Consider the following 19,514-nt stretch of genomic DNA (forward strand, 5'->3'; position numbering starts at 1 on the left):
AGCCGCGAAAGACTGGAAACATGCTCAGTCGCCTGTTCCGTACCCCGTTGACGTGGATCGCGCTCACCGTCCTGGCCGCCGGCTCGGCCTTCGGCCTGTACTGGTTCCAGCCCTGGAAGCTGCTGACCGACGCCGAGGTGTCCGAACGACTGACGACGGTAGCCACCCCGGCGAACTCCGCCGCACCGACCGGTTCCGCCGTACCGACCGGTTCCGCCGCGCCCGCCTCCCCCGACGCCCCGGCGGCGACGCTGGTCAGCTCCGGCGATTTCGTCAGTCACGAACACGACACCTCCGGCAGCGCGCGCATCGTGCGCACCGCCGACGGGCGGCACCGGCTGGAGTTGGTCGGTCTGAACACCTCCAACGGCCCGGACCTGCGGGTCTGGTTGACCGACCAGCCGGTGATCGAGGGCCGGGACGGGTGGCACGTGTTCGACGACGGCCGCTGGGTCGAGTTGGGACGGCTCAAGGGCAATCGCGGCGACCAGGGCTACGCGATCCCGGACGACGTCAAGCTGACCGACCTGACAAGCGTCTCCATCTGGTGCAAGCGTTTCGCGGTCTCGTTCGGGGCGGCCACCCTGGGCTGAGGTCGCGCGGGTACGACGTCGCACGGAGCGACCGGCGACCGGGCACCGCCTGCTCGGTTGCCGGCCGGGGTGAGCAGTCGATAGACGGGACGACGGGCACCCGTCGGCGCCGGCGGCCCGGCGGACGTGGTGGCGCTCTCGACCGATCGGCGGCCGGCTGCGAAACTGTGTGCCGGTCGCCGGAGTTGGGGGTCTGATGAGCAACGGGTGGGTGCTGCCCGACGAGGTGCTGCGGGAGGCACCGACGTACACGCCGCGTCCCGGTGAGCTCGCGGATCTCGAGCTGCTGCTGATCGGTGCGTACGCGCCGCTGACCGGCTTCATGACCCGGGCCGACCTGGTCTCGGTCAGCCGCCGGGGCCGGCTGGTCGACGGCACCCCGTGGCCGGTCGCCGTCACCCTGCAGGTGCCCACGACGCTGGCGCAGCAGCTAGACCTCACCGACCCGGCCCGTCGGGCCCTGGTGCTCACCGACAGCGAGGGCGCACCGATGGCGGCCCTGGAGGTGGCCGACGTCTGGCCGATCCGCGACGCGGTGGCCGGGGTCGGCGGCACCGTGCGCCGGCTGGGCGACGGCGCTCACGGCCCGTTCCAGCGGTTGCGGCGTACGCCCGAGGAGATCCGCGCGTTGCTGCCGCCGGGTCGGGTGCTCGGGGTGGTCGCCGACCGCCCGCTGCACCGGCCGCAGCTGGCCCAGATCGCGCACGCGGTACGCACCCTGAGCGCCCACCTGTTGATCATGATTCCGGTGGGCGAGGACGGCACCGGCGGACTGCCGCCGGAGGCGCTGGTCCGCAGCGTGTTCGCCGCCCGGGACCGGATGCCTCCGGCGACCCTGGTCGCCGTGCCGTTCTCCCGTCGACGCGACGAGATCAGTGACGCCCTGCTGCTGGCCCGGGTCTCCGCCGCGTACGGCGTCACCCACCTGCTCTCCACCGGCGAGATGCTCTCCGGGGCCGGCCTGCGGGTGCTGGTGCCCCGCGAGCTGGCCTACGACAACCGGGACGGCCAGTGGCGCTGGCGCGACGACATTCCGCCGCGCAACCGGCGACTGGCGCTCAGCCAGGCGGAGATCGAAGACCTGCTGGACCGTGGTTTCCCGCTGCCCGAGTGGCACACCCCTCCGGCGGTGGCCAAGGAGTTGAGTCGGGCCCGGCCGCCCCGGCGGCACCGTGGCCTGGTGGTGTTCCTGACCGGGCTCTCCGGTTCCGGCAAGTCGACCGTCGCCCGGGGGCTCGCCGACGCGCTGCGCGAGGAGGGCGAGCGTACGGTCACGCTGCTCGACGGCGACGTGGTTCGTCGCGAGCTGACCGCCGGGCTGGGCTTCAGCCGGGCCGACCGGGACACGAACGTGCGACGGATCGGATGGGTCGCCGCCGAGATCGCCCGGCACCACGGGATCGGCATCTGCTGCCCGATCGCCCCGTACGCCCAGGCCCGGGCGACCGCCCGGGAGATGGCGGTGGCCGCGGGCGCCGGGTTCGTGCTGGTGCACGTCGCCACGCCACTGGAGGTCTGCGAGAAGCGCGACCGCAAGGGCCTGTACGCCCGGGCCAGGGCGGGACTGCTCACCGGGATGACCGGCATCGACGACCCGTACGAGGAGCCGACCGACGCGGATCTGGTGCTGGACACCACCGATCTGGCCGTCGACGAAGCGGTGCAGCGCGTCCTGCACCACCTGACCGAGACCGGTTGGGTGGAGCCGCGCCTGCCCGCGCTCTGACGCCGGGGATCGCCCTTCCGGTGATCGACTCCGCGCGCTAGTGTTTGTTTCTGTTCGACTGCGTTCGATCATGTGACAACGAGGAGGGTCGATGCTCGCGCGGCAACGCCATACGGCGATCCTCGACCGGGTCCGGGTGACCGGCGGCGTACGCGTCGGCGAGCTGGCCGCCGAGTTCGGCGTCTCCGAGATGACCGTCCGCCGCGACCTGGACCTGCTGCACGAACGTGGGCTGCTCGCCAAGGTGCACGGTGGCGCCACCGTCGCCGGCGCCACCGACGAGCCAGGATTCCAGGCCAAGTCGGTACGCCAGCAGGCCGAGAAGACGGCGATCGCGGCGCGGGCCGCCCAGCTGGTCCGCCCCGGAGCGGCGGTCGCGCTCTCCGCCGGCACCACCACCGCCGAGCTGGCCCGGCATCTGGTCGACGTGCCGGCGCTGACCGTGGTGACCAACTCGCTGCCGGTGGCCGACATCCTGCACGAGCGGGGCCGCGCCGACCAGACGGTGGTGCTGACCGGTGGGGTACGCACTCCCTCCGACGCCCTGGTCGGGCCGCTTGCCGTCGGCGCCGTCCGCACCCTGCACCTCGACCTGCTCTTCCTCGGCGTGCACGGGATAACCGAGCGGACCGGTTTCACCACCCCGAACCTGACCGAGGCCGAGACGAACCGGGCGCTCGTCGCGGCGGCGGACCGGTTGGTGGTGCTCGCCGACCACACCAAGTGGCAGACGGTGGGCATCTCCGCCATCGCCGACCTGGGCACGGCGGATGTGCTGGTCACCGACGACCGGTTGACGCCGCAGGCCCGACGACTGCTCAGCGACCGGGTCGGCGAGCTGATCGTCGTGCCGGTCCCCGACGGCGGGACACCCCGATGAAGCGTACGGCGATCAGCCTGGCCGACGGCCGCGAGCTGATCTACTTCGACGAGCGCGACGACGCCGTCCGGGACCAGCCGGACCGGCGCCCGTTGCCGCCTCCCCCACCCGCCTCCCAACTGCGCTACGACCCGCTCACCGACGAGTGGGTGGCGCTGGCGGTGCACCGGCAGACTCGGACCTTCCTCCCCCCGGCCGACCAGTGCCCGCTGTGCCCCTCGACGGCGGACCGGCTCAGCGAGATCCCGGCCCCGGAGTACGCCGTCGCGGTCTTCGAGAACCGGTTCCCGGCGCTGAGCGAGCGGGTGGTGGCGGAGCCGGCGGCGATCACCCCGTTCACCGCGGCCCGACCGGGGCAGGGGCGCTGCGAGGTGGTCTGCTTCACCGACGACCACGACGCCTCCTTCGCCGCGCTGCCGCCGGGCCGGGTGCGTACCGTGCTGGACGCGCTGGCCGACCGGACCACGGTGCTCGGCAAGCTCCCCGGCGTCGAGCAGGTCTTCTGCTTCGAGAACCGGGGCGTGGAGATCGGGGTGACGCTGCACCACCCGCACGGGCAGATCTACGCGTACCCGTTCATCACCCCCCGGACGCGGTCGCTGCTGGACGCGGCCCGCCGACACGCCGAGCGCACCGGTGGCGGCAATCTCTACGCCGACGTGCTGGCCGCCGAACGCGCCACCGGCGAGCGGGTGGTGGCGGCGAACCAGCACTGGACGGCGTACGTCCCGGCAGCCGCCCGGTGGCCGTTCGAGGTGCACCTCGCGCCGCACCGGGCGGTGCCCGACCTGCCGGCGCTCAGCGACGCGGAACGCGACGCGTTCGGGCCGCTCTACCTGGACCTGCTACGTCGCTTCGACGGGCTGTTCGACACGCCCATGCCCTACATCGCCGCCTGGCACCAGGCACCGGTACGCGTCGGGCGGGAGCTGGGGCATCTGCACCTGCAGCTGTTCAGCGTCCGGCGGGCCGTCGACAAGCTGAAGTACCTGGCCGGCTCGGAGTCGGCCATGGGGGTCTTCATCAACGACATCGCCCCGGAACGGGCCGCCGAGCTACTGCGCGCGGTGTGACGGACGGTCGGCGCAGGGCACCGCGCCGGCCCGCGCCCGGTGTCCTGCGCCGGCCGGGGCTGAGGACAGCAGGGCGCGGGGGGCCCGGGACAGGGCCCCCCGCAGGGAAGGGACGGCTGGCTGTACTCGACAGCCGGGAAGGCTGGCTGCTGGGCACGCGCGTCGCGCGGTGGCGACGGTCAACCTTCCTGGACGGGACTGGCATCTCGTCCACCCAGGTCAACGAGGCGCGCCGGACGAAGTGACGCCGGCTGGCGCGTCCGGTCGCGACACGCCGCCGTTCCGGGATACGCCGAGCCCGCCGGCGCTCGGGCCGGCGGGCTCGGCGTACCGCGGGTGAGCCTCAGGCGGCCAGGCGGCGCGCCAGGTTCTCGTCGAGCGTGTTCATGAACTCGTCGGTGGTCTGCCACGGAGCGTCGCGGGAGATCAGCAGCGCGAGGTCCTTGGTCATCTGGCCGCCCTCGACGGTGTCGACGATGACCTGCTCCAGGGTGTTGGCGAACTCGGTGACCGCCGGGGTGTCGTCCAGCTTGCCCCGGTGGGCCAGGCCCCGGGTCCAGGCGTAGATCGACGCGATCGGGTTGGTCGAGGTCTTCTCGCCCTTCTGCCACTGCCGGTAGTGCCGGGTGACGGTGCCGTGGGCGGCCTCGGCCTCGACGGTGCGACCGTCGGGCGAGAGCAGGACGGAGGTCATCAGGCCGAGCGAGCCGAAGCCCTGCGCGACGGTGTCGGACTGCACGTCACCGTCGTAGTTCTTGCAGGCCCAGACGTAGCCGCCCTCCCACTTGAGCGCGGCGGCGACCATGTCGTCGATCAGCCGGTGCTCGTAGGTGAGCCCGGCGGCGTCGAACTCGGCCTTGAACTCGTTCTCGAACACCTCGGCGAAGATGTCCTTGAACCGCCCGTCGTACGCCTTGAGGATGGTGTTCTTGGTGGACATGTAGACCGGGTAGTTGCGGTCCAGGCCGTAGCGGAACGAGGCGCGGGCGAAGTCCCGGATCGAGTCGTCGTAGTTGTACATGCCCATCGCGATGCCGCCGCCGGGGAAGTTGGCGACCTCCATCTCGACCGGCTCCGAGCCGTCGGCGGGGGTGTAGGTGATGGTCACCGTGCCCGGGCCGGGGACCACGAAGTCGGTGGCCTTGTACTGGTCGCCGTGGGCGTGCCGGCCGATGATGATCGGCTTGGTCCAGCCGGGCACGAGCCGCGGCACGTTGGACATGATGATCGGCTCGCGGAAGACCACGCCGCCGAGGATGTTGCGGATGGTGCCGTTCGGCGACCGCCACATCTTCTTCAGCCCGAATTCCTCCACCCGGGCCTCGTCCGGGGTGATGGTGGCGCACTTGACGCCGACGCCGTGCTCGGCGATGGCGTTGGCGGCGTCGACGGTCACCTGGTCGTCGGTGGCGTCGCGGTGCTGGATCGAGAGGTCGTAGTAGTGCAGGTCGACGTCGAGGTAGGGCAGGATCAGCTGCTCCCGGATCTGCTTCCAGATGATCCGGGTCATCTCGTCGCCGTCGAGCTCCACGACCGGGTTGTTTACCTTGATCTTCGCCATCGGCCGGCGCTCCTCTCGGGTGACATGCTCAAGCAGTACGAGCGTACTGGATCGGCTCGGACGAGGAACGCCGCGCCCGCCGGTCGATCCGCACCGGCGGCGCCGGCGCCACGGACGGGCACCGGGCCCGGGGAGGCAGTACCCCCGCCGGGCCCGGTGCACACCAGCACCCGGACCGACCGGCTCAGTCAGCGACCTCCGGCCCGTGCACCCACTGCACGAGTTGCAGGAGCACCCCGTTGGGATCGATGACCTGGAAGAAGCGCTCACCCCACGGCTCGGTCTGGATCGGGGTGGCGATCGGCACCCCGGCGGCGGTGAGCCGGGCGTACTCGGCGTCGATGTCGTCGACGACGAAGGCGACGAGCACCCCTTCGGCCCGCTGCGTACGCAGGCTTTCCGGCTGGAGACTGGCCAACCCGGTACGCAGGAAGATCAGGTTGAACCCGACGTCGTCCCGGGCCAGCGAGACGAAGCCGTCGGCGGACATCTGCTCGTGGAATCCGAAGTACTGCTTGACGAACGCGGCCGAGGCCGGCACGTCCTCGACGTTCAGCGAGATCGCCGATGCCGTGATCTGCACGCGCACCCCCTGTGCGGAGACAATAACTACGTACATTGTACAACGTACTGCGTACGGCGAGCCGACCTGCGAAGATCGTGGGGTGCCCGACCACCGCACCGGAGGCGGAGACCCCGCTCACACCCTGCGCCTGCTCTGGCGCCAGACCGGCGACGTCCCTCGTCGCGGCCCCCGCCCGGGCCGCTCACTCGACGACATCGTGACCGCCGCGATCGAGCTGGCGGACACCGAAGGGCTGGACGCGGTGACCATGCGCGCGCTCGCCCAGGCCGTCGGCGTCGCGCCGATGACCCTCTACACGTACGTTCCGGGCAAGGCCGAGCTGCTCGACCTGATGCTGGACGCCCTCTACACCGGCATGCCCCGGCCGGACCGCTCCGGCGACCCCTGGCGGGCGCGGGTGGCGGCGGTGGCGGCGGACAACCGGGCCCTCTTCACCGCCCACCCCTGGGCGGCCGAGGTCGCCACCGGCCGCCCGCCGCTCGGGCCGGGCCAGATGGCCAAGTACGAGTACGAGCTGCGTGCCTTCGACGGCACCGGGCTGGACGACGTGGCCCGCGACGCCGCGTTGACCTTCGTCCTCGACTTCGTGCGGGCGGCCGCCCGCTCGGCGGCCGAGTCGCGCTCCGCCCAGCAGGCGAGCGCCTGGACGGACGAACAGTGGTGGACGGCGAACGCGCCCCTGTTGGCGCAGGTGCTCGACGAGCGGCGCTTCCCGACCGCCGTCCGGGTCGGCGCCGCGGCCGGTGCCGCGCAGAACGCCGCATACCACCCCGACCAGGCGTACGAGTTCGGCCTGACCCGCGTCCTCGACGGCCTGACCACCCTGATCGCCACCGCCCAACCGCCGCAATGACCAGGAGGTTCGCCTCTCGGATCAACTGTCCGAGACGCGAACCTCCGGGTCAGCTCCCCTCGTCGGGGTCACATGGACGCGACGTCAGCCTGCTTGGCGCGGACGGCCTCGGCGGCCTTCTTGAGAGCGGCCAGTTCGTCGGCGTCGAGGTCGGTCTCCACCACGCGCTTGACGCCCTGGGCACCGATCTCGGCCTCCACCCCGAGGTAGACACCGGAGATGCCGTACTCGCCGTCCACCCAGGCACAGACCGGCATGACCTCGCCCGAGTCCTCGGCGACGGCCTTCGCCATCCGGGCCGCCGCCGCCGACGGCGCGTAGTACGCCGACCCGGTCTTGAGCAGCGCCACCACCTCGGCGCCACCGTTGCGGGTACGCACGACCAGGTCCTCGATCTGCTCGGCCGGCATCACCTCACGCAGCGGCTTGCCGTTCACACTGCTCTGCGACGGCACCGGAACCATGGTGTCGCCGTGCGAACCCAGGGTGAGCGTCTTCACCGACTTCACCGGTACCTGCAACGCCTCGGCGACGAAGTTGGTGAACCGGGCGGTGTCCAGCATGCCGGCCTGGCCGAGCACCCGGTTGCGCGGGAACTGGGTGGCGATCTGGGCCAACGCGGTCATCTCGTCCAGCGGGTTGGAGACCACGATGACCACGGCGTTCGGTGCGTACTTGGCCACGTTCTCGGCGACCTGGCGGACGATCTTGGCGTTGGTCTCCAGCAGGTCCATCCGGCTCATCCCGGGCTTACGCGGCAGACCGGCGGTGATGACGACCACGTCCGAGCCCTCGATGCCCTCGTAGCCCTCACCGTTCGGGCCGGTGGTGACGCCGACCACCTTGCTCTCGAAGCCCTCCACGGCACGCGACTGGTTGAGGTCGAGAGCGATGCCCGCGGGCTTGCCCTCGATGATGTCGGTGATCACGACGGTGTCGAAGACGTCGTACTCGGCCAGGCGCTGCGCGGTGGTGGAGCCGTAGAACCCGGCCCCGACGACAGTGACCTTCTTACCCATGGTCGTCCCACTCCCTGATACCAGTCGGTTTTCCGGACCGTATCAGCCATCCTGGCACCGATCGGGCCAGGGGCGGACGGTTATGGGCGTTCGGCCCGCTCCACGACGTTCGTGAGCAGCATCGCGCGGGTCATCGGGCCGACACCACCGGGCATCGGCACCAGCTTGCCGGCCACCTCGGCGACGTCCGGGTCCACGTCACCGGTGTAGCGGCCCTTGCCGTCCGCGCCGATCACCCGGGTGATGCCCACGTCGACCACGACGGCACCAGGGGTGACCATGTCCACGGTGAGCAGGCCGGGCACCCCCGCCGCGACGATCACGACGTCGGCGGCCCGGGTGTGCGCGGCCAGGTCCAGCGTGCCGGTGTGGCAGAGGGTGACGGTGGCGTTCTCACTTCGCCGCGTCAGCAGCAACCCAAGCGGGCGCCCGACGGTGTTGCCCCGGCCGACCACGGCCACGTTGGCGCCGCGCAGCGGAACGTCGTGCCGGCGGAGCAGTTCCACGATGCCGCGCGGGGTGCAGGGCAGCGGCGCGTCGTAGCCGAGCACCAGCCGACCCAGGTTGACCGGGTGCAGGCCGTCGGCGTCCTTGTCCGGGTCGATCAGCTCCAGCACCCGCTGCGTGTCCAGGTGCGCCGGCAACGGCAGTTGGACGATGTAGCCGTGGCAGGCGGGATCGGCGTTCAGCTCGGCGAGGACCTGGTCGACCTGTGCCTGGGTGGCGTCGGCCGGCAACTCGCGGCGGATGGAGGCGATCCCGACCTCGGCGCAGTCCCGGTGCTTGCCGTTGACGTACGCCTGGGAGCCCGGGTCGGACCCGACCAGCACCGTGCCGAGCCCTGGCACGGTCCCCCGTTCCGCCAGCGCCTTCACCCGCGCCCGCAACTCGTCCTTGATCTCAGCCGCGGTCGCCTTGCCGTCCAGAAGCGTCGCCGTCACGAGCAGATCGTCTCACGTCCACGGTCACCGGCTCCCCCGACCTCGGCGACCCGACCGGTCGGCCACGGTCGGCACCCGGCGAGCGGCTCGGTGGCCCGGCGTGGTGATGGGGGTGGCGCCTGCCGGGGGCGCCAGCCGGGCCCCGACTACTTATAGTTACGTGGTGTTAATCACCTAGCGTGACGGCTTGTGTGGCGCCGCACAGCGATTCCGGACTGTGGGGCACGAAGGCGCACAATCCGACGATCATGTCGAGTCACCACCAGGCCACCCCAACCTGCCTCCGACGCCACCGAGCCACGTCATACCACCGCACCTCAGAGCAGGTAGACGCGGATTCGCGTAGCACGGACCCAGCAGACCGACAAGACCGGGGGTGGCATTCCGTTACCCCTTCGCAACCACTGCGTTGCCGAGCTGCGGCATTCGACCTACCGTTGCCGGTCGTTGCGCAGCGTCACCCAATGCCGGGCCCGACTGCGCAGCGTAATGGAGATGAGGAGGCTAGATGCGTGTTCGTAGGCTCGCCGCCTGGACCGCCCTCCCGCTCGCGGTGACCCTGGGCCTGGTGGCCTGCGGCTCGGGCGGCGACGGCGGATCCGGCGAGAGCGACCCCAACGCGGCCGTGCGGATCGAGATCGCCGAGCCGCAGCACCTGGTGCCGACAAACACCAACGAGACGAGTGGCTCCCAGGTGCTCGCCGCCCTGTTCAGCCCGCTTGTCGACTACGACGAGGCCCACAAGCCGTACGAGGTGGCCGCCGAGTCGATCACGTCCGAGGACAACACCACCTGGACGGTCAAGCTCAAGGACGGTTACACCTTCCACAACGGCGAGCAGGTGACCGCCGACAACTACGTCGACGCCTGGAACTACGGCGCGTACGCGCCGAACGGGCAGAACTCCAGCTACTTCTTCGAGAAGATCGCCGGCTACGACGACCTGCAGGGTGAGAACCCGAAGGCCGAGACGCTCAGCGGGCTGAAGCAGGTCGACGACCTGACCTTCACCGTCACGCTCTCGCAGCCGTACAGCGAGTTCAAGTCGATGCTCGGCTACACCGCCTTCTACCCGTTGCCGGAGGCCGCGTTCAGCGCTCCCGGCGAGCTGGCCGAGGGCTTCGAGCAGGCGCCGATCGGCCAGGGTCCGTTCAAGATGAAGGGCACCTGGCAGCACGACGCCAAGGTCGAGGTCGAGCGGTACGACGCCTTCCCCGGCGAGCAGCCGAAGGTGGCCGGCGTCGAGTTCCGGATCTACCAGCAGCTCACCGCGGCGTACGCGGACGTGCTGTCGGACAACCTCGACGTGATCAAGACCATCCCGACGGAGAACCTCTCCACCGCCGGCACCGACCTGGGCGACCGCTTCCTGCAGAGCCCGGCGTCCTCGCTGCACTTCCTGGCGTTCCCGACCTTCCAGGAGGAGTTCAGCAACCCGGACGTGCGCAAGGCCATCTCGATGGCGATCGACCGCGAGGAGATCACCCGGTCGATCTTCAAGGACTCGCAGCAGCCGGCCCGCGCGTTCGTCTCCCCGGCCGTCGCCGGCTACCGGGAGAACACCGTCGGCGCCGCGGGTGAGTTCGACCCGGCCAAGGCCAAGTCGCTCTACCAGGCCGCCGGCGGACCGTCGAAGATCACCCTGTCCTACAACGGCGACGGTGGTCACAAGGACTGGATCGACGCCACCTGCAACCAGCTCAAGGCCAACCTGGGCGTGGACTGCGTCGGCAGCGCCGAGCCCAAGTTCGCCGACCTGCTGACCAAGGTCAAGGCCAAGCAGCCGGTGGGCCTGTTCCGGATGGGCTGGATCATGGACTACCCGTCCATGGAGAACTACCTGGGCCCGCTGTACAGCACCAACGGTTCGTCGAACTACTACGGCTACAGCAACCCGGACTTCGACCGGCTGCTCGCCGAGGGCGCCAGCGCCCCCAGCGAGGAGGAGGCGATCAAGAAGTACCAGGAGGCCGAGGACCTGCTGGCCGAGGACCTGCCGGTCGTACCGCTGCGGTTCGGCCAGAACAACTTCGGTCACTCGACGAAGGTCAAGAACGTCGAGATGGATCTCTTCGACCGGGTCAACCTGACCAAGATCGAAGCCATCAGGTAACACCCACGCTTGCGGGTCGGGTCATCGCGAGGTGACCCGACCCGCCACGCGGTTCGCACCTTTTCAGAGAGACTGCCAAGTATGTTCCGCTTCATCGTGCGGCGTCTGCTCCAGATGGTCCTGGCCTTCTTCGGGACCACGCTGATCGTCTACGCGCTGATGTTCGCCGGTCAGGGTGACCCGATCCAGGCGCTCGCCGGCGAGCGCCCGGTCACCGCCGCACAGCGGGCGTACCTCACGGAGAAGTACCACCTGGACGCCACCGGCGTCGGCGGCTTCTTCTACCGGTACTTCGACTACATCTCCAACCTGCTCCGCGGCGACCTGGGCGAGTCGCTCACCGGACGGTCGATCGGCGACATCCTCGCCGCCGCCTGGCCCGTCACCATCAGGTTGGCCCTGATCGCCATCGCGGTCGCGGTCATCTTCGGCGTCACCGCCGGCGTCCTCGCCGGCATCCGGCGGGCCAGCATCTTCGACAACGCCACCCTGCTGCTGACCCTGCTGGTGCTCGGCATCCCGACGATCGTGCTCGCCCCGCTGGCGCAGTACTTCCTGGGCGTCAAGTGGCAGGTCTTCCCGCCCACCGCCGGCGCCGACCCCGACTTCTACGCGCTGCTGCTGCCCGGCATCGTGCTCGGCTCACTCTCCCTGGCCACCGCGCTGCGGCTGACCCGTACCTCGGTGGCCGAGAACCTGCGCGCCGACTACGTACGCACCGCCCGGTCGAAGGGCCTGCCGAACCGGCGGGTGGTCAGCGTGCACGTGCTGCGCAACTCGCTCATCCCGGTGATCACCTTCCTCGGCGTCGAGGTCGGCAACCTGATGAGCGGCGCGATCATCACCGAGGGTGTGTTCAACATTCCCGGCGTCGGCTTCAACCTCTTCCGCGGCATCCGCACCGAGGACGGCCCGCTGGTGGTCGGCATCGTCAGCGTGCTCGTCGTGGTCTACCTGGTCGCCAACCTGGTGGTCGACATCCTGTACGCCGTCCTGGACCCGAGGATCCGCTATGAGTGAGCACAGCGAGGTGGCAGCCGCGTGAGCGACTTCGAGACGGTGGCGGCGTCGGAGAACCAGGCCGCGCGGCGTGGGCCCTCCGGGGAGCCGGGCACGCCGAACCAGGTGGGGCGCCCCCGCAAGCCGCGCAGCCTGGCCGGTGACGCCTGGCGCGACCTGCGCCGCAAGCCGATCTTCTGGATCAGCCTGCTCCTGGTGCTGCTGGTGACCGCGATGGCCGCCGTGCCCGGCCTGTTCACCAGCAACGACCCCGCCGACTGCGTGCTGTCCCGGCAGCACGCGGCGCCCTCCGGCGGAGCCATCTTCGGGTACGACTTCCAGGGCTGCGACACGTACGCCCGGGCGGTCTACGGCGCTCGGGCGTCGCTGCTGGTCGGTGCGCTGAGCGCGCTGTTCACCGGCCTGATCGCGCTGGTCGTGGGGATGCTCGCCGGATACTTCGGCGGCTGGGTCGACGCGGTGCTCTCCCGGGTGATCGACATCGTGCTCGGCATCCCGCTGCTGCTGGCCGCGATCGTCCTGCTCAAGCGCATCGGCAGCGACAGCGCCACGGTACGCGTCGCCGCGGTCATCTTCGTGCTGGCCGTGCTCGGCTGGACCACCGCCGCCCGGGTGGTCCGTTCCTCGGTGATCACCGCCCGGGAGCAGGACTACGTGGCCGCGGCCCGGATGTTGGGGGCCGGCAACGGGCGGATCATGTGGCGGCACATCCTGCCGAACGCGCTCGCCCCGGCCATCGTGGTACTGACCATCGCGCTCGGCTCGTTCATCGCCGCCGAGGCGACGCTGTCCTTCCTCGGCATCGGGCTGCGGGAGCCCACCATCTCCTGGGGCATCGAGATCAACAACGGTCGGGTGCACATGCGGGAGTCGGCGACCCCGCTGGTGGTCCCGTCGACCTTCCTGGCGCTGACCGTCCTGGCCTTCATCATGCTCGGCGACGCGATCCGCGACGCCTTCGACCCGAAGCTCCGGTGATCCCCTCATGAGTCAGCACGCCGTACGGCCGACGCCGGCCTCGCCCACTCCGCCCGGCGGGCACCTGCTGGAGGTGCGCGACCTGCACGTCGAGTTCCGCACCGGCGAGGGTGTGGCCAAGGTGATCAACGGGGTCAGTTACCACCTGGACCCGGGCGAGACGCTCGCGGTGCTGGGCGAGTCCGGCTCCGGCAAGTCCGTCACCGCCCAGGCCATCATGGGCATCCTGGACACCCCGCCGGCACACATCAGCTCGGGCGAGATCCGCTACTCCGGCCGCGACCTGCTCGGCCTGCCGGAGGAGCAGCGCCGGCAGATCCGGGGCAAGGAGATCGCGATGATCTTCCAGGACGCGCTCTCCGCACTGAACCCGGTCTTCCCCGTCGGCTGGCAGATCGGCGAGACGCTACGCCAGCGACTCGGGATGTCCCGCGCGGACGCCCGCCGCCGTTCGGTGGAGCTGATGGACCTGGTGCAGATCCCGGCGGCGGCACGGCGGATCGGGGACTACCCGCACCAGTTCTCCGGCGGCATGCGGCAGCGGGTGATGATCGCGATGGCCCTGGCGATGGAGCCGAAGGTGCTCATCGCGGACGAGCCCACCACCGCGCTGGACGTCACCGTGCAGGCCCAGATCATGGACCTCCTCGCCGACCTGCGGCGGAACCTGGACATGGCGATGATCCTGATCACCCACGACCTCGGTGTGGTCGCCGACGTCGCGGACCGGATCGCGGTCATGTACGCGGGCCGGATCGTCGAGCACGCCGACGTCCGCTCGCTGTATCGGGCGCCCGCCCACCCGTACACCAAGGGTCTGCTGGACTCGATCCCGCGCCTGGACCAACGGGGCGGAAGGCTGTCCACCATCCGTGGCCTGCCACCCAACCTGATGCGCATCCCCAGCGGTTGTCCCTTCCACCCCCGGTGCCCGTACGTGCAGCAGGTCTGTGTGGACGTGGTGCCGCACGACCTGGTCCTCGGCGACGGCCGGACCAGCGCGTGCCACTTCGCCCAGGAGGTACGTGATGACCGCGCCGGCTAGCCCCACCACGGTTCGCGGCGAGACCCTCCTCGACGTCAACCACGTGGTCAAGCATTTCCCGATCACGCAGGGAGTGGTGTTCAAGAAGAAGACCGGTGCGGTCAAGGCCGTCGACGGGGTGAGCTTCCAACTGCGCCGGGGCGAGACGCTGGGCATCGTCGGCGAGTCGGGCTGCGGCAAGTCCACGCTGGCCCGGCTGCTGATGCGGCTGGAGAAACCGACCGCCGGACGCGCCACCCTGGCCGGTCGGGATCTGTTCGCCGCCTCCGGCGGTGAGCTGCGCCGGATCCGACGCAACATGCAGATGGTGATGCAGGATCCGTACACCTCGCTGAACCCACGGATGACCGTCGGCGACATCATCGGCGAGCCGTTCGAGATCCATCCGGAGGCGGCCCCGAAGGGCAGCCGCCAGCGACGGGTCCAGGAACTGCTCGACGTCGTCGGGTTGAACCCGGAACACATCAACCGGTATCCGCACCAGTTCTCCGGCGGTCAACGCCAGCGCATCGGCATCGCCCGCGCGTTGGCGCTGCGGCCCGAGGTGATCGTCTGCGACGAGCCGGTCTCCGCGCTGGACGTCTCCATCCAGGCGCAGGTGATCAACCTGCTGGAGGAGCTTCAGGACGAGTTGGGCCTGTCCTACATCTTCATCGCGCACGACCTGTCGGTGGTGCGGCACATCTCCGACCGGATCGCGGTGATGTACCTGGGCCGGATCGTGGAGATCGGCACCGAGGACGAGATCTACGATCGGGCCACCCACCCGTACACCCAGGCGCTGCTCTCCGCGGCACCGGTGCCGGACCCGGATGCGCGGGGACATCGCAGCATCATCCGGCTGCGTGGTGACGTGCCGAGCCCGGCGGACCCGCCGAGCGGCTGCCACTTCCGTACCAGGTGCTGGAAGGCCCAGGACATCTGCGCCACCCAGGACCCGCAGGCGGTGCCGCGGGCCGCCGACCCGCACCCCTCGGCCTGCCACTTCGCCGAACTCCGCCCGGGACGGTGAGCACGAACCTCCCTCCCCAGTGGATACTGCGGCATCGAAGAGGCACCCGATGACGGATGGCGATCCGGTGCTCACTCACTAGGGTCTACAGCCGTGACGCAGGTGGCGCTACGACCGACGACGGGCCCCACGGTCGGGGCGGCCGCGACGAACAGTCGGATCACCGTGCGGTTCGTGCAGGCCACCGTGGCGGTCGCCGCACTCGGCACCGCCTGGTGCGTCGCGAACTTCACGGTCGGTGCCGGCACCGAGGCGCTGGCGTACCTGTTCGTTCCGGTCGGCGGGGTGTTCGCCGCCGGGTCCGTCGTACACCTGCTCCGCCACGCCGACCTCGACCCGGTCACCCGACGCTTCTGGCGTGCGCTCCTCGTCGCGGCGGTCACCATCACCATCGGGTACGGCTGGCTGGCGCTGGACATGCTGACGCACGCCGCCGAGGCCCGTACCCGAAGCATGCCGTTGCCGGCGGCGGCGTGCGTGGCGATCGGATTCGTCGTCGCCATCTGGGCAGTGGCCCGGGTGCCGGTCGCCGAGACCGGCGGTGTCGAGCGATGGCGCATCCTGCTCGACCGCACGATCGCGTTCCTCGGCTGCGCGGCCCTGCTCTGCTACATCGGGCTGGCCCCGATGCTGACCGCTGACGAGGCGTGGAGCCGGCAGGCGATGGCGCTGGTCGGGCTCGCCTTCCTGGTCGCGGTCGGCGCCGCGACGAAGGTGTCCTTCGTCGCCGGCGGTCCGGTCGACCGGGTCGCCCTGCGGTTCGTCGCGGCCAGCGGCGGCGTCACCGCCGCGATCGTCGCCGTGCTGGCGGTCCGGTACGGGTACGTCGCCGGCATTCCCGCCCAGGCGGTCGTGATGCCGCTGACCCCGGTCTTCTTCACCCTCGGTGTCCGGGCGCAGTGGCGGGCCCGTCTCGGTGTCCGCCGCGATCGGACCCCCAACGGCGTGCTGCTGCCGTACCTGGCGGTGGTGGCGGTCGACGTGCCGCTGCTCGCCGTCGCGTTCGGCGCCCCGCTGACCTGGTCGGTCCGGGTGGTCCTGATCGCCGCCGTGGTGGTGACCGCGCTGGTCAGCGTCCGGCAGTTCATCGCCTATCGGGAGAACGCCCGGCTGCTGCGCAACACCCGTCTCCAGGAGGAGCGCCTGCAGTACGAGGTCAGCCACGACGGCCTCACCGGGCTGGCCAACCGGGCGTTGTTCCGGGACCGGCTCGCGTCCGCACTCACCGCCACGACACCCGCGTCGGTGCTCCTGGTCGACCTGGACGACTTCAAGACCGTCAACGACCTGCTCGGGCACGGCGTCGGTGACCGGCTGCTCGTGTCGGTCGCCGAGTTGCTGCGGGCCGAGGTCGGCGACGACGGCCTGCCGGTACGGGTCGCCGGTGACGAGTTCGCCGTCCTGCTCACCGGCCCGCACGCCGACCCCGAGGAGTTGGCCGGCCGGCTGCTGGCCGCACTCGACCAGCCGATCAGCCAGCACCGCCTGCTGGTGCAGGCCAGCATCGGCATCGCCGACGCCGGGCCCGGAGCCACCGTCGACTCGGTGCTGCGGGACGCCGACGTGGCCATGTACACGGCCAAGCAGCGCGGGAAGGCCAGCTTCGTACGCTACGTGGACGGCATGGGTGAGCCGGTACTGGCGCACATGCAGCTCGGCGGCGAACTGCGGCGGGCCCTGGACGACAACGAGCTACGGGTCGTCTACCAGCCGATCCTGCGGCTCGACGACAACTGGCTGGTCGGGGTGGAGGCGTTGGTCCGCTGGCACCACCCGACGCGCGGGCTCGTCGGACCGGCCGAGTTCATCCCGGCCGCCGAACGGACCGGTCTGATCGTGCCGCTGGGCCGGTTCGTGCTGCGCGAGACGTGCCGCCAGGCGGCGGCGTGGTCCCGGGAGTTCGGGCCGGACGCACTCCGGGAGGCGGGCCTGAACGTCTCCGCCCGGCAACTGCACGATCCCGACTTCGTCTCCGACGTGACCGCCGCGCTGGCCGACAGCGGGCTGCCCTGCGAACGGCTGGTGCTGGAGGTGACCGAGTCGGCGGTGCTGCGCGGTCAACAGGTCTCCCGGACCCTCTTCGAACTCGACCGGATGGGCATCCGCCTCTCCCTCGATGACTTCGGCACCGGCGAGTCGTCGCTGAGTCTGCTGCGGGCCTTCCCCGCCGCGATCGTGAAGCTCGACAAGTCCTTCGTCGACGGTATCGAGATCGACGACGGTCAGGCAGGGGCGTCGGCGGCCCGGCAGGCGGTGGCCCGGGCGGTGATCCAGCTCGCCCACGCCCTCGGCCTGGAGACCGTCGCCGAGGGCGTCGAGAGCGCCGAACAGGTCGCGGTGCTCCGTGCCCTCGGCTACACCCGTGGCCAGGGCTACCACCTGGCCCGACCGATGACCGCCGACGGCATCGCCGGCCTACTGGCTCACCAGCGGCCCGTGACGGCCATCCGACCGCCCACCTGATCCGGCCCAGATCTTGGAAAGTTTCCGTTCCGCGCTCACGGAAATTTTCCAAGATCTCGCATCCGCGATGCGCGCCTCAGTGGGCGAAGTGGCGGGTGGCGGTGAGGTACATGGTGACGTCGGCCTGCTTGCAGGCGGCGATCACCTCCTCGTCGCGGATCGAGCCGCCGGGCTGGACGATCGCCCGGACGCCCGCGTCGAGGAGGATCTGCGGACCGTCGGCGAACGGGAAGAACGCGTCCGAGGCGGCCACCGCGCCGCGCGCCCGCTCGGCACCGGCCCGGCTGACCGCGAGACGAGCCGAATCCACCCGGTTGACCTGCCCCATGCCGACCCCGACCGTGGCGCCGTCATGGGCCAGCAGGATCGCGTTGCTCTTCACCGCGCGTACCGCCCGCCAGGCGAAGGCCAGGTCGGCCAGGGTGGCGTCGTCGGCCGGCTCGCCGGTGGCCAGCCGCCAGGTGCTCGGGTCGTCGCCCTCGGCGTCGACCGCGTCCGGTAGCTGCACCAGCACGCCACCGCTGACCTGCCGCCACTCGGTCGGACGTGACTGGAAGGCGGGCGCACGCAGCAGCCGGATGTTCTTCTTGGCCCGCAGCGTCTCCACCGCACCGGGTTCGTAGCCGGGTGCCACCACGACCTCGGTGAAGATCTCGGCGATCTGCCCGGCCAGCTCGACCGAGACCGGACGGTTGACGGCGATCACCCCACCGAAGGCGGAGACCGGGTCACAGGCGTGCGCCTTGCGGTGTGCCTGCGCCACGTCCGCGCCGACGGCGATCCCGCACGGGTTGGCGTGTTTGATGATGGCCACCGCGGGCTGATCGGCGAAGTCGTTCGCGGCCCGCCAGGCGGCGTCCGCGTCGACGTAGTTGTTGTAGGACATCTCCTTGCCGTGCAACTGCTCGGCCTGGGCCAGCCCGACCGGGCCGGCCGGGTCGGCGTAGAGAGCGGCGCTCTGGTGCGGGTTCTCGCCGTAGCGGAGCACCGACTGCCGGCGCAGCGCCAGACCGGCGAACTCCGGCATGCCGTCGGCGGCCGGGGCCACCGACGAGGCGAACCACTCGGCGACCGCCACGTCGTACTCGGCGATGTCGGCGAAGGCGCGGGCGGCCAACGCCCGGCGCTGCGCCAGGGTGAAGCCGCCGCCGTCGAGCGCGGCCAGCAGCATCGGGTACGCGTCGGGGTCGGTCACCACGGCCACCGAGGCGTGGTTCTTCGCGGCGGCCCGCACCATCGCCGGCCCGCCGATGTCGATCTGCTCGACGCACTCGTCCTGGCCGGCGCCGGAGGCGACGGTGTCCTGGAACGGATACAGGTTGGACACCAGCAGGTCGATCCCGGCGATGCCGTGCTCGTCGAGCTGGGCGGTGTGCGCGCCCTTGCGCAGGTCGGCGAGGAGCCCACCGTGAATCGCCGGGTGCAGGGTCTTCACCCGCCCGTCGAGGATCTCCGGGAAGCCCGTCACCCGCTCCACCGGCGTCACCGGTACCCCGGCGGCCGCGATCGTCGACGCGGTGCTGCCGGTGGAGACGATCTCCACACCGGCCGCGTGCAGCGCCTTGGCCAGGTCGGCCAGGCCGGTCTTGTCGTAGACGCTGACGAGTGCCCGCCGGATCGGGCGACGCCCGTCCTGGATGGAGTTCACGCC

General features: G+C 70.8%; 16 protein-coding genes. 11 read left to right on the forward strand and 5 right to left on the reverse strand.

The features are described 5' to 3' along the window. Positions 1-20: 20 nt before the first annotated feature. The 4 genes from O7605_RS05595 (at position 21) to galT (ending at position 4,272) form a co-directional block, all read left to right on the forward strand. Positions 21-593, forward strand: a complete 573-nt coding sequence (locus tag O7605_RS05595; protein WP_269738212.1) for a DM13 domain-containing protein — start codon at positions 21-23, stop codon at positions 591-593. A gap of 196 nt (positions 594-789) precedes the next feature. After that, positions 790-2,319 carry an adenylyl-sulfate kinase gene (gene cysC, locus O7605_RS05600; protein WP_269738213.1) on the forward strand — a complete coding sequence of 510 codons (1,530 nt, stop codon included), beginning with the start codon at positions 790-792 and terminating at the stop codon, positions 2,317-2,319. A 91-nt stretch (positions 2,320-2,410) separates the two neighbouring features. Beyond that, on the forward strand, positions 2,411-3,199 hold the full coding sequence (locus O7605_RS05605) for a DeoR/GlpR family DNA-binding transcription regulator (protein ID WP_269738214.1): 789 nt from the start codon (positions 2,411-2,413) through the stop codon (positions 3,197-3,199). Further along, positions 3,196-4,272 carry a galactose-1-phosphate uridylyltransferase gene (gene galT, locus O7605_RS05610; RefSeq protein ID WP_269738215.1) on the forward strand — a complete coding sequence of 359 codons (1,077 nt, stop codon included), beginning with the start codon at positions 3,196-3,198 and terminating at the stop codon, positions 4,270-4,272. The genes O7605_RS05605 and galT overlap by 4 nt, the downstream gene beginning before the upstream one ends. A gap of 343 nt (positions 4,273-4,615) precedes the next feature. On the opposite strand, the gene O7605_RS05615 is transcribed toward galT, so the two are convergent. After that, positions 4,616-5,833, reverse strand: a complete 1,218-nt coding sequence (locus tag O7605_RS05615) for an NADP-dependent isocitrate dehydrogenase (protein WP_164447792.1) — start codon at positions 5,831-5,833, stop codon at positions 4,616-4,618. Between the two features lie 184 nt (positions 5,834-6,017). Continuing rightward, a complete protein-coding gene (locus O7605_RS05620) occupies positions 6,018-6,416 on the reverse strand; it encodes a VOC family protein (RefSeq protein WP_269738216.1) in 399 nt (132 codons plus the stop codon). 82 nt (positions 6,417-6,498) lie between these two features. Between O7605_RS05620 and O7605_RS05625 the strand changes: the two genes are divergently transcribed. Continuing rightward, positions 6,499-7,272 carry a TetR/AcrR family transcriptional regulator gene (locus O7605_RS05625; protein WP_269738217.1) on the forward strand — a complete coding sequence of 258 codons (774 nt, stop codon included), beginning with the start codon at positions 6,499-6,501 and terminating at the stop codon, positions 7,270-7,272. Positions 7,273-7,340: 68 nt separating this feature from the next. On the opposite strand, the gene O7605_RS05630 is transcribed toward O7605_RS05625, so the two are convergent. Next, positions 7,341-8,291 carry a malate dehydrogenase gene (locus O7605_RS05630; protein ID WP_269738218.1) on the reverse strand — a complete coding sequence of 317 codons (951 nt, stop codon included), beginning with the start codon at positions 8,289-8,291 and terminating at the stop codon, positions 7,341-7,343. Between the two features lie 80 nt (positions 8,292-8,371). Then, positions 8,372-9,232, reverse strand: coding sequence for a bifunctional methylenetetrahydrofolate dehydrogenase/methenyltetrahydrofolate cyclohydrolase (locus O7605_RS05635; RefSeq protein ID WP_269738219.1), 861 nt, complete (start codon positions 9,230-9,232; stop codon positions 8,372-8,374). A 508-nt stretch (positions 9,233-9,740) separates the two neighbouring features. Between O7605_RS05635 and O7605_RS05640 the strand changes: the two genes are divergently transcribed. The 6 genes from O7605_RS05640 to O7605_RS05665 all read left to right on the forward strand — a co-directional run bounded on the left by O7605_RS05640 (position 9,741) and on the right by O7605_RS05665 (position 17,863). Next, the gene (locus O7605_RS05640) at positions 9,741-11,345 is read left to right on the forward strand and encodes a peptide ABC transporter substrate-binding protein (RefSeq protein WP_269738220.1); all 1,605 of its coding nucleotides are present in this window, start codon (positions 9,741-9,743) and stop codon (positions 11,343-11,345) included. Between the two features lie 81 nt (positions 11,346-11,426). Then, on the forward strand, positions 11,427-12,365 hold the full coding sequence (locus O7605_RS05645; protein ID WP_269738221.1) for an ABC transporter permease: 939 nt from the start codon (positions 11,427-11,429) through the stop codon (positions 12,363-12,365). Between the two features lie 21 nt (positions 12,366-12,386). Beyond that, complete coding sequence (locus O7605_RS05650) at positions 12,387-13,343, forward strand: ABC transporter permease (RefSeq protein ID WP_269738222.1); 957 nt, start codon at positions 12,387-12,389, stop codon at positions 13,341-13,343. Positions 13,344-13,350: 7 nt separating this feature from the next. Continuing rightward, entirely contained in the window at positions 13,351-14,388 is a 1,038-nt protein-coding gene (locus tag O7605_RS05655; RefSeq protein ID WP_269738223.1) for an ABC transporter ATP-binding protein, read from the forward strand. Beyond that, positions 14,372-15,400: an ABC transporter ATP-binding protein gene (locus O7605_RS05660; protein ID WP_269738224.1), complete on the forward strand. Its 1,029-nt coding sequence runs from the start codon at positions 14,372-14,374 to the stop codon at positions 15,398-15,400. The genes O7605_RS05655 and O7605_RS05660 overlap by 17 nt, the downstream gene beginning before the upstream one ends. A 93-nt stretch (positions 15,401-15,493) precedes the next feature. Further along, positions 15,494-17,863, forward strand: coding sequence for a putative bifunctional diguanylate cyclase/phosphodiesterase (locus tag O7605_RS05665; protein ID WP_269738225.1), 2,370 nt, complete (start codon positions 15,494-15,496; stop codon positions 17,861-17,863). Between the two features lie 76 nt (positions 17,864-17,939). On the opposite strand, the gene purH is transcribed toward O7605_RS05665, so the two are convergent. Further along, a complete protein-coding gene (gene purH, locus O7605_RS05670; RefSeq protein WP_269738726.1) occupies positions 17,940-19,511 on the reverse strand; it encodes a bifunctional phosphoribosylaminoimidazolecarboxamide formyltransferase/IMP cyclohydrolase in 1,572 nt (523 codons plus the stop codon). Between the last annotated feature and the right edge of the window lie 3 nt (positions 19,512-19,514).

This window comes from Verrucosispora sp. WMMA2121, assembly GCF_027460185.1.
Classification (GTDB): domain Bacteria; phylum Actinomycetota; class Actinomycetes; order Mycobacteriales; family Micromonosporaceae; genus Micromonospora; species Micromonospora palythoicola.